This window comes from Protofrankia sp. Cas3 (assembly GCF_963555955.1).
GTDB lineage: Bacteria > Actinomycetota > Actinomycetes > Frankiales > Frankiaceae > Protofrankia.
In genome coordinates this window covers 1-11,048 of the sequence record NZ_CAUVXP010000178.1, presented here as the reverse complement: position 1 = coordinate 11,048, position 11,048 = coordinate 1, and the positions used below count along the sequence as shown (strand labels likewise).

General features: G+C 71.0%; 8 protein-coding genes. 5 read left to right on the top strand and 3 right to left on the bottom strand.

All coding sequences use genetic code 11. The features are described 5' to 3' along the window. Nucleotides 1-83 precede the first annotated feature (83 nt). Both U9983_RS23620 and U9983_RS23615 read left to right on the top strand, forming a co-directional pair. Entirely contained in the window at nucleotides 84-2,639 is a 2,556-nt protein-coding gene (locus U9983_RS23620; protein WP_322756120.1) for a putative PEP-binding protein, read from the top strand. Beyond that, complete coding sequence (locus U9983_RS23615; RefSeq protein ID WP_322756119.1) at nucleotides 2,636-3,856, top strand: acyl-CoA dehydrogenase family protein; 1,221 nt, start codon at nucleotides 2,636-2,638, stop codon at nucleotides 3,854-3,856. The genes U9983_RS23620 and U9983_RS23615 overlap by 4 nt, the downstream gene beginning before the upstream one ends. A gap of 210 nt (nucleotides 3,857-4,066) precedes the next feature. On the opposite strand, the gene U9983_RS23610 is transcribed toward U9983_RS23615, so the two are convergent. Both U9983_RS23610 and U9983_RS23605 read right to left on the bottom strand, forming a co-directional pair. After that, nucleotides 4,067-4,288 carry a hypothetical protein gene (locus tag U9983_RS23610; protein WP_322756118.1) on the bottom strand — a complete coding sequence of 74 codons (222 nt, stop codon included), beginning with the start codon at nucleotides 4,286-4,288 and terminating at the stop codon, nucleotides 4,067-4,069. 354 nt (nucleotides 4,289-4,642) lie between these two features. Beyond that, complete coding sequence (locus tag U9983_RS23605) at nucleotides 4,643-5,314, bottom strand: RICIN domain-containing protein (RefSeq protein WP_322756117.1); 672 nt, start codon at nucleotides 5,312-5,314, stop codon at nucleotides 4,643-4,645. Nucleotides 5,315-5,759: 445 nt separating this feature from the next. On the opposite strand from U9983_RS23605, the gene U9983_RS23600 reads away from it, so the two are divergent. The 3 genes from U9983_RS23600 (at nucleotide 5,760) to U9983_RS23590 (ending at nucleotide 8,145) form a co-directional block, all read left to right on the top strand. Then, the gene (locus tag U9983_RS23600; protein WP_322756116.1) at nucleotides 5,760-6,227 is read left to right on the top strand and encodes a hypothetical protein; all 468 of its coding nucleotides are present in this window, start codon (nucleotides 5,760-5,762) and stop codon (nucleotides 6,225-6,227) included. 104 nt (nucleotides 6,228-6,331) lie between these two features. Continuing rightward, nucleotides 6,332-7,312 (top strand): ATP-binding cassette domain-containing protein, encoded by a 981-nt coding sequence (locus U9983_RS23595; protein ID WP_322756115.1) that lies wholly within the window; start codon nucleotides 6,332-6,334, stop codon nucleotides 7,310-7,312. Beyond that, nucleotides 7,309-8,145 (top strand): ABC transporter permease, encoded by an 837-nt coding sequence (locus U9983_RS23590; RefSeq protein ID WP_322756114.1) that lies wholly within the window; start codon nucleotides 7,309-7,311, stop codon nucleotides 8,143-8,145. The genes U9983_RS23595 and U9983_RS23590 overlap by 4 nt, the downstream gene beginning before the upstream one ends. A gap of 37 nt (nucleotides 8,146-8,182) precedes the next feature. On the opposite strand, the gene U9983_RS23585 is transcribed toward U9983_RS23590, so the two are convergent. After that, nucleotides 8,183-11,048: ATP-binding protein (locus U9983_RS23585; protein WP_322756113.1), on the bottom strand; the 2,866-nt coding region annotated here is incomplete at its 5' end.

Here is an 11,048-nt window from a genome sequence, read left to right as displayed (position 1 = left end):
CACCAGGAGCTGCTACTGCTACTCGGTGTGAGTCGGGCCGAGGACGAGGCGCTGGAGGAACGGCTGGTCGCGGGGTCCGCCGGGTGAACGCTGCGTCGTCCCCCTCCCCCGGCGCGCACCTCGTCCCATACGGCCACGGGCACGCCCGTGGTCTGGACGCCGCCGAGCTCGGCGTCCACGGAATGGAGATGGACAGCCTCGTGCGGCTGGGGCTGCCGACCGTCCCGGGTCTCACGATCCCGGCGTCACATGCCGGCGACCTCACCGATGTGACTGTCGCCCGCGGCGCGGTCGATCTGCTGTCCGCGCTGGCCGGCCGGCGCGTCGGGCAGGCCGACCGCCCGATGCTGCTGCGGCTCGTCGCAAGCGCCCCGGTGCCGGCGGCGGGCCTGCCACCGATGGTCGCGGGACTCGGGCTCTCGCCGGCGACGGCCCCGGCGCTGTGCGCCGCGATCGGCCGTGCGGACACACTGTACGAAACCTGGTCGGCGACGGTACGGACCATCGCCGAAGGTGCCCTCGGCGTCCCCGCCGACGACCTCGACGACCTCGTCCTGGACAACCCCGACCCGGCCAAACAGGTACCCGCGCTGCTCGACATGTGTGAGCGGCTGGGCAACCGGCCCTATCCGCACGACCCGGCCGAGCAGGTCGCGCTCGCCGCCACCGCGACGCTGGCCCGGTGGAACTCCCCGCGCGGACGACGTGCCCGCACGGCGCAGTCACTGCCGGCCGACACCCCGATCGCCCTCCATCTGCAGGCGCTGCTTATCGGACCGTGGGCACGTTCGGGCCACGGCAGCGCGGCCAGCCGCGACCCTGACACCGGCGCGTTCGCACCGAGCGGGGTGTTCCACCGCGGCGTACGCCGCAGCGAACCGCCGAGCGGACCGGGCGAGCCGCTGGCGCAGCTGCCCGGTGGCGCCGATCTCCTGCGCGAAGCGCTGGCCACCCTCGAACACCACTTCCGCACCGTCGCACAGGTTGGGTTCGAGCTGAAAGACGGTGAGCTCGCGCTGCTCAGTGCCGCGCCACTGAGCCATCCCAGCCCCCAGGCGACGGTGCGGCTCGCGGTGGACCTGGTCCAGGCGGGCACCCTGGAAAAGGCCACCGCGGTGCGCTCGGTGCGGCCCGAACAGGTACAGGCGCTGCTGCACCCCCAGTTGCGGCTACGCGGCGGCGAACCGCTGCTGGTACGCGGGCTCGCCGCCTCCCCCGGCGCGGCCAGCGGCCGGATCTCGCTGTCCAGCCTCGACGCCCTCGACCGGGCCGCGGACGGTGTACCCACCATCCTGGTGATGACCGAGACGACACCCGCGGACGTGCCAGGTCTGCTGGCCGCCGCCGCCGTCGTCACGACGGGCGGGGGGCTCGCCTCACACGCGGCCGTGGTCGCCCGCGGCGCCGGTCGGCCCGCGGTGTGTGGCGCGTCGAGCCTGCGGGTCGATCCCGCCACGAGCCGGGTCAGTGTGGATGGGCGGGAACTATGCGAAGGCGACGTCATCTCCGTTGACGGACGCACCGGCGACGTCTACGTCGGCGCGGTCGAGGTTCGCCCGGCAGCCCCCTCCGCCGAGCTCGACGTCCTGCTCGGCTGGGCCGACGACCACCGCCGGCTCGGGGTGCGGGCCAACGCCGACACCGCGGCTGACGCGGCGAGCGCCGTGCGGCTGGGCGCCGAGGGCATCGGGTTGTGCCGGACCGAACACCAGTTTCTCGGCGCCCGACTGCCGCTGGTCCGCCGGGTGATCCTTGCCGAGGATGCCGAGGACGAACGCAAGGCGCTCGCGGCCCTGGCCGACGCTCAGCGCGAGGACTTCCGCGACCTGCTGCGCGCGGTGGGGGATCGTCCGGTAACGGTGCGTCTCCTGGACGCACCGATGCACGAGTTCCTTCCCCACGACGGTGACTATGACGACGACCGGCAGGCAGCCCGCGCCGGGCAGCTGCGCGAGGCCAATCCCATGCTCGGCGTGCGCGGTGTACGGCTCGCCCTCCTGCACCCCGGGCTCTACCCGGCTCAGGTCGACGCCCTGTTCTCCGCCTGGATCGACGTCGCCGCCGAAGGCGTCCGCCCGATCCTTGAGGTGATGATCCCGCTCGTCTCGATACCGCGGGAACTGGCCCTGGCCGCCGCCGCGGTCTCAGACGTCGCCACCGAGGTCGCCCGGCGCAGCGGTGTCACCGTCGCGTACCGCATCGGCACGATGGTGGAGACGCCGCGGGCCGCGCTGCTGGCCGGCCAGCTGGCGGTGCACGCGGAGTTCCTGTCCTTCGGTACCAACGACCTCACCCAGCTCACCTACGGCTTCTCCCGGGACGACGTCGAGAGCCGGTTGCTGTCCGACTACCTGGAACGCGGCCTGCTACCGGCAAGCCCGTTCGCCGAGCTCGACCCCGACGGCGTAGGCGAACTGCTTGCCCTCGCCACCCGGCGGGCCCGGGCGGTCCGGCCCGACATCAAGATCGGAATATGCGGGGAGCATGGTGGCGACCCGGCATCGATCGCCACCCTTGAGCCCCTGGGGCTCGACTACGTCTCGTGCTCGCCGCAACGGGTACCCGTCGCCCGGCTCGCCGCCGCTCAGGCCGCACAGGCCGCACAGGCCTTCACGATCAGTCCGGAGCGCACCCCATGACCGTCGACACCCGCGCAACCATGGCCGGGGCCCCGGCCCCTGCCCCGGCCACCGAACCGGCCACCGGTTCTGACGACCGGCGCGAGGAGCTCGCAAGCCTGCGGGACACCGTCGCGCAGGCCTGCCTGGAACTCGGGGGTCCGGCCCTGGCTCGCGGCCTGGGGGACGACGGGCCGGGCTTCGACGAACACGCCTGGGAGATCCTGGGCCGCGAGATCGGCCTGGCCTGTCTGGGTCTGCCGGCGGAGGCCGGCGGCGCGGGCGACCTCGCCGAGCTCGTCACCGTCGCCGAGGTGCTGGGCGCTCACCTCCTACCCGTCCCCTTCCTGTCCTCGACGGTGCTGGCCGGCCAGGTGCTGGCCGGCACCCTCCAGGCCGGGGCTGCCCAGGCCGGGACAGGCGAATCCGCCGCGGCCAGCGCACTCGCGCGGGTCGCGGCCGGGGATGTGGCCGCGCTCGCCGTCACCGACGCCGACGGGCGCTGGCGTCCCGACCGCCTCCAGGTGACGTTTCAGAACGGGAGCGGGGCCGGCACGTCCGCGCGGGTGACCCTCGACGGGGTCGCGCCCTTCGTCCTGGACGCCCCCGGCGCTCGCAGCCTCGTCGTCGCGGCCGTGCCGCAGCCAGGCGGCGGGCCCGATCTCTTCCTCGTCGACACCGACGAGCCCGGGGTGGACGTCACCCGCCTGGACACCCTCGACCTCACCCGGGCCCAAGCCCAGATCACCTTCACCGGGGCGGTCGCGACCCGGCTCACCCACGGCGCAACCGCGGCTGCAACAGTCGGCCCCGCGCTCGACACCGCGGGTGTGGTGCTCGCCGCCGAGCAACTCGGTGGCGCGCAGGCGTGCCTGGACATGACCGTCGCCTATGTGAAGGAGCGCCGGCAGTTCGGCCGTCCCATCGGCGGGTTCCAGGCCGTCAAGCATCTGTGCGCGGACCTGCTCGTACTCGTGGAGATGTCGCGCTCGGCCGTGGACCGCGCGCTGCTCGTCGCGGGTACACCCGCGTTCACCGAGGCGGCGGCGGTGGCCCAGGCCTGGTGTTCGGACGCCTTCCGCAGGGTCAGCGCGGAAACCGTCCAGCTGCACGGCGGAATCGGCTTCACCTGGGAACACGACGCCCACCTGTATTTCCGCCGCGCCCGCGCCGACGCCGTGCTGCTCGGCGGCGCCGCCCACCACCGTGAACAGATCGCCGCCCTCCTGGGCTGGTAGACCTCGGTCACCGCCACCGCCACCGCCACGGACCGGACCGGGCAGGGCAGGGCAGGGAACCGGACCAGGACGAGTGGATGGTTGACATACATTTTCCGCCCGAAAGCCGGCGCCTCCTGACGTCTTCCTTCCACTCGTCGCACCGAAGGCAATGGTGCAGCTGCCGTCCCCGACCGGTAGGCGTCCGTCAGCGGTCAGGCGTCAGCGCAACTACTCCAGGCAGATACCACGGTCGATCACGACATGCTGTCCGGTCGTCACACTGTTGACGATCGCGCGGTCGACGATGGTCAGGCGGACGACGTACCCGCATGGGGTGAGGCCGGACAGGTCAAGCGTGAACGGCGTCCCGGCGAAGGGCGTCTGGGTGCCGGCCGCGATGCCGACCGTGAGCGGGGTCGGCGGGATCGGCCCACCCGGGCCGCCCAGCACCGAGATCGACCACGCCTGGAAATGCCGGTCCCGGGCGACGAACCGGCCACCCAGCGGACACGCCCAGCACCCCGGTCGTGTTGACCAGCCATGACGGGCCAGGATGAAAAACGAGCGGGAAACCGCACCGACAAAGGTACCGGACCAACAACTACAGCCAGGGTGCCACCGTGCCAGCCACCTACCCTACACAAGCCTGGCCAGCATGACCAACAGGGAAGTTGACCATGCTGGCCAGGGCGTGTAAGTGGATCATCAGATCTTTTCTGTACGTTCGCCGAGTATCAAATGGGAAACAAACGTCGAATACGCGCCGAGCACGAACGTCGGCTCTGTTGTGCCGGGCCGCTGGTGCTACAAATAGGACTCGTTGCCGATGCGCCAGAGCTGGTTACCGGCGTTCCAGTCGTTCGGGTAGCGGATGCAGTCCCACTGCTGCAGCACCGCACGGGCAGGCGGCGCGCCTCCGGCGCCGTTGTCGGCGTCCAGGCACCGCCCGGTCCGACGATTGATCAAAACCGGGTACGAGGTGCCGGTAGTCGAGCATATATTGCCGGAGCAGTTCGGCGGGTAGCTGACCCAGCCTCGCCGCCATTCGGCGGGACTGTATCCCGCGCTGCAATAGGGGTACTGGATGATACGCGTGCCGTTTGTGTAGGTCCCTTGGCGCCAGTCGAGCATCAGGCACTGTCCGGAGTGGCGGGCCCGGATTCGGAAGTATCCGCCGCCGCTGTCGAGCAGATCGAACTCCTGGGAGGCGCTGGTGTTGTTGGGCCAAAGGAAAACACCCTGGTAGGGATTCTGAGATGCCCACATCACATCGGCCTTCAAGCCGGAGCGCAGGTTAGTGATCTCGACACGAGATTGGTCGGCGGCGTACGCGGCGGTTGAGGGGAGCATCAGCACGGTCAAAGCGAGACCGGACACGAAAAACATTGCATGTACGCGCTTTGCTGACAGCAGGGCACGCAACGTCACGGCCAAAGAACCGAAGCGTGGACTGCGACGACAACCGGATACTGGCACTTGGGGACTCCTTAGGATCCGTAATGAAGTAAGTAATGCAGGCCGACATGCGCCTTCGCAGGTCAGGGGCTCGCAAAGGCCCCAAAGTGAACAAGTTATTTCATTCCGAATCCTTACTGCCGCCCAGGTGGCGGGCTAGGTTGAAATGTTCCTCCTGCAGGCGAGCCAGCCAATTTCTTACAGGAACCGAGCGGAATGCACCAGCCCTGGTTTCTGTCGCCTGCCCGACCCGGGGAAAACACCGGGTAACCGTCCCTGGAGAAAACCCCCACCCGGCGAATCCCCGTGGAATCCCCGGGTCGCGGGAACCATGACCGCCGATGCCGGTCGAACGAGAACCCGGGGTCGCCCCTGCGTGTGCGACAATGTCCTGCCAACCGGAGAATGCCTACCAAGCCCCCGCCGGACGCTGCGCGCACGAGCGCACCATGGGAGTGGATCAACGATGGCCAGCCCGCACACCGACAGGACCGCCCGGCAGGCCGAACGACTCGCGCAGGCCCGGCGGCTCGCCGAGCAGGCAAAACAGGACCACACGACCGCGTGGTACGTCCCGTTCGCGGCCACTGCGCTCGGCGCCGGCGCGTCGTTCGACGCGTTCGGCCACGCCGTCGGCTTTCTTTACGCCCTCGGCCTCGCGATCGCCTTCGTCGTGCTCACCTGGGGCACGATTCGGCTCATGCCATCGCTGGCCGCCGAACTGGCCACCGATCGGCCGAGCGGACCCAGGACGGTGCTGACGCTCATCAGCACGCCGGTCACGACAAGCGGCTTTCTCGTGGTCGCCGCGGCGGTTCCGGTCACCATCGGGCTGATCAAGACCGTCGGTTTCTACGTGCTGGCGGGAACGATGATCGTCCTCGTCGTGATGGGCATCGCGCTCCTGGTCGCATGGATGCTCGACCAGCGGTAGGCCGCCGGCTCCGTCCCTACACCCCGCCGTCCCTACCTGCCTCCGTCAGCATGTGCCAGCAGGATGTACGCGCCATACCAGCCTCGCCCGGCAGTATCTGCCGTATGACGTTCGCCATCCATGCCGAAAAGATCACCAAGCGCTTTGGTGACACCCACGCGTTAGCCGGCATCGATCTGGCGGCGCGTGAGGGGACCGTGCTCGGCGTGCTGGGCCCCAACGGTGCCGGGAAGACCACCGCCGTGCGCATCCTCGCCACCCTGCTGCGCGCCGACTCCGGGCACGCCACAGTGGCCGGCTTCGACGTCGCGCGCAACCCGCAGCAGGTCCGTATGCACATCGGCCTGACCGGCCAGTACGCCTCCGTCGACGAGGACCTGACCGGCGTCGAGAACCTCGTCATGATCGGCCAGCTGCTCGACCTGCCCGCAGCGCAGGCCCGGCGGCGGGCAGGCGAGTTGCTGGAGTGGTTCGACCTGGTCGAGGCCGGCGGCCGGTTGGCCAAGACCTACTCCGGCGGCATGCGGCGCCGGCTCGACCTCGCCGCGTCGCTCGTCGGCCGACCAGCAGTGATCTTCCTGGATGAGCCGACCACCGGCCTGGACCCGGTGAAACGGGAGGAGATGTGGGACGTCGTGCGCAGTCTGGTCAACGACGGCTCGACGGTGCTGCTGACCACCCAGTACCTGGAGGAGGCCGACGCGCTCGCCGATGAGATCACCGTCATCGACCACGGCCGGGTGATCGCCCACGACACCCCCGACGGCCTCAAACGCGTACTCGGCGGCCAGCGCCTGAGCGTCCGACCGGCCGACCCGGCCCAGCGCGACGCGTTGAGCCGGCTGCTCGCCGACATCGCGGGGTCAGCGCCGCAGCCCGACGGGCGCGACCGCCTGACCGTCGCCGTCGACAGCGACGAGGTGCTGCCGGAGGCGATCGCCCAGCTGCAGCTGGCCGGCATCCGCGTCACCGAGCTGTCTCTGCACCTGCCGAGCCTGGACGAGGTGTTCTTCACCCTCACCGGCAACCGCACCGGCAACCGCACCGACGACCGCACCACGTCCGAACAGGAGTCGGCCGCATGACAGTCATGACCACCGAGCCACGGCGGCGGCCACCCGCGCCACCGACACCCGGGCCCGTAGCCGCCCAGCCCCGGCAACGTGCGCTGCGCCATGCCCTGGTGCTCGCGCGCCGGAATCTGATCAAGACCATGCGGACACCTGAACAGCTCGTCGACGTGACACTGCAACCCGTGATCTTCCTGTTGCTGTTCGTCTACATCTTCGGTGGCGCGATCGGCGGCGGGTCCCAGCACGACTACCTTGAGTTCCTGCTGCCGGGGATGCTCGGCCAGTCCATCGCCATGGGCAGCATCGCGCTGGGGCAGAACCTCAACGCCGACATCGAGAAGGGGGTGTTCGACCGGTTCCGGGCACTGCCCATCACCCGGTCGGCTCCGCTGGTCGGCGCGGTCCTCGCCGATGTCGTGCGCTATCTGCTGTTGTGTGTCATTCTTCTGGGCTTCGGGTACCTCATCGGCTTCCGTATCGCCACCGACCCGCTGTCACTGGTGGCCGCGCTGGGGCTGTCGATCGCGTTCGCCCTGTGCTTCTGCTGGATCTCGGTGTGGGTCGGCATGGTGGCGCGCACTCCCGGCACGGTGCAGGGGATCATGTTCATGCTGGTGCTGCCGCTGTCGTTCGGCAGCAACACCTTCGTCCGGGTCTCGACGATGCCCGGCTGGCTGCAGGCGCCGGTCAAGGTGAACCCGATCTCGCACCTGGTCGCCGCGGTGCGCGGCCTGATGCTGGGCGGACCGGTCGCCTCGGACCTGGTGTGGACGCTGGGCTGGATGGCGGCATTGCTGGCGCTGTTCGTGCCGCTCGCGCTGCGGGCCTACAACCGCCGCGCCTGACGACCCCAGCGCCCAGCGACCCCAGCGCCCGGCGACATCAGCGCCCGGCGACCCCAGCGCCGGAGCCGAGCACTGGTCCCCCGGCCGGGAGCAGGTCCGGGTCGAGCCGGGCGACGGCCGCGGCGCGGTCCATCGCCCGGCCACGGCCGTATGCGCAGGCGAAGTCGGCACCCAGTTCGCCGCGCAGCCGCGCGGACAGGTGGGCGACGTCGAGCGAGGTGGCGTCCGCGCTGCCGCGTAACGTCTCGCACGCGCCGAGGATCTCCGCCGCGATGGCGGGCTCGCCCACGCGGGCCGCGACGTCGGCCACCACGACCCCGACGGCGGCCAGGACCGGCAGGTCCTTCGTGCCGACGGCCACCGGGTAGGCGCGCCGCAACTGGGCCCGGGCCCCGGCGAGGTCGCCGTCGACCGCGTGCAGCGCAGCCGCGGACGCCAGGACGAACGAGCTGCCGTGAGCGTGGATCGGGTGGGCCGGCGGGATCGCCTCGAAGCGCCGCATCGCCTGGGTCTGCAATGCCCTGGCCGCGGCGAGGTCGCCCAGGTGCCGTTCCAGCCGGGCCTGCATGCTCAGCGTGAACACCGCATCCAGCGCCAACCCGCTGGCCTCGCTGCTGGCACGCGCCGCCTCGACATGCGTCCGGGCGTCGGCCAGGTTGCCCCGGCGGATCGCCAGGTCGGCCAGCCGCACCTGCAGCAGCGACTCGTCCTCGCTCGAGCCCAACTCACGCATCAGCGCCAGCGCTTCCTCGTATGCCGCCGCGGCCGCGTCGAGTTCGCCGTCGAGCGTGTGCAGCATCGCCATCGTCCGCAGCGTGGTGGCGGTGCCCCAGCGCTCGCCGAGGACACGGAACTGCGCCAGGGCGGTGACCGCGTCGGCGCGCATGCGCCCGACGTCGCCGTCGTTCTCGGCAAGGCTGGCTCTGAACATCAGCACGGCCGCCGACAGCCAGGGATCACCGCTCGCCCCCGCCTCGCCGATATAGCGCTCCGTCAATACGGTCTCGCCGCTGAACATCGCGATCGCCACCTTCAGCAGGCCGATCAGCGGCTGCTCGCGGAGGTCGACAGACGCGAGCCGCTGCGCGATCTCGCCGAGGCGCGCCAGGTTGGTCTCCACCTCGGCCGGGGATGACGAGGCAGCTGTCGCGGCTGAGTTCACTGCGTGCAACGCCTCGCCGATCACGCGCTGCTCGGGCTTCTGGCCTCCGGGCACGGCAAGCGCCTCGCCCACCCAGACCGCGACGTCGGCATGGTTGCCGAGCAGCATCGCGAGACCGCCGAACCCGACCGCGAGGCGCAACGCCGTGTCGGCGTCCCCCTGCTCGCAGCAGTACCGCAGCCCGCCGAGGATGTTGTCGCGTTCGGCGGCCAGCAGCTCCAGCCATTCGAGCTGGTCGGCCCGGGTCAGATGCGGCTGCGCCGCATGCAGCAGATCGTCGAAATAGGCGGCGTGGCGTTCGCGTAGCCGCGCCAGCTCGCCGCGCTCAGCAAGACGCTCGAGACCGTACTCGCGGATCGTCTCCAGCATCCGCTGGCGGGTGCCACCCGCGGCCGGCTGGAGCAGTGACTTGTCGATGAGCGAGGCCACCAGGTCACCGACGTCGTCCGCGTGCACCCCGTCGCCCGAGCACACAGCGGCCGCGCTGCCCACGGTGGTGCCCGCCGGGAACACCGCGAGCCGCTCCACGAGCAGCCGTTCCGGTCCCGAGAGCAGGTCCCAGCTCCACTCCACCACGGCTCGCAGGGTGCGATGCCGGGGCAGGGCGGTGCGGCTGCCGCCGGTGAGCAGCCGGAACCGGTCGGACAGCCGTGCGGCGATCTCGGTCAGCGGCAGTGTGCGCAGCCGCGCCGCGGCCAGCTCGATCGCCAGCGGCAGGCCGTCCAACCGGCGCACGATCTCGACCACGGTCGCGACCGACGCCTCGTCGACGGCGAAATCGGGACGGACGGCGGCTGCCCGGTCGGCGAACAGGCGGACTGCGGGGAACCCGAGCACGTCGGCGACCGCCACGTCCGGGGCGGGCTGAGCCAGTGGCTGCACCGCGAGCAGCACCTCGCCGACGATGCCCATTGGCTCGCGGCTGGTGGTCAGGATCCGCAGCAGCGGGCATCGGGCGAGCAGCAGGTCGGCCAGGCGCGCGACAGCGTCGAGAAGATGCTCGCAGTTGTCCAGCACGATGACGGCCGCTCTGTCAGCGAGTCCCTCGATCAGCCGGCCGACCGCGTCGCGACCGACCCGTTTGGTGGTCTGGTCCAGTAGGTTCGCCTCGCGCAGACCGAGCGCGCCCAGGACGGTCTGCGCCACGTCGGCCGCTTCGGTGACCGAGGCCAGCTCGACGAACCACACCCCGTCGGGAACGTCGTCCACGACAGCGGCCAACGCTTCGCTGGCAAGGCGGGTCTTACCGGCGCCGCCCGGCCCGACGAGTGTGACCAGCCGGCTCGCCTCGAGCGCCGTCGCGATGCGCGCCACCTCGTCGTCACGGCCGACGAAGCTCGTCAGCTGCGCGCGCAGGTTCGTCCGCCGGCGCCCCTTCATGGGAGGTGCCCCGGTCTGCTCGCCCCGCAGGACCGCCAGCTGCACCGCCCGCAGCTCGGCGGACGGGTCGACGCCCAGCTCGTCGGCCAGCCGGATCCGAAGCTGGTCGTAGCTGCGCAGGGCGTCGGCTTGGCGACCGGTGGCGGCCAGCGCGGCCATCAGCTGACCGACCAGCCGTTCGTGCAGCGGGTGCTCGGCGGCCAACGCCTCGAGCTCACCGACGATCTCCAGCGCGCGGCCCGCCGCCAGGTCGACCTGCACGCGGTCGAGAACGGCGCTCAGATGCGCCTCGCGCAGCCGGGTCGCATGCGCCGCGACGGCCGCGACGGCCGCGACGGCCAGGCCGCCGTCGGCCTCGGCG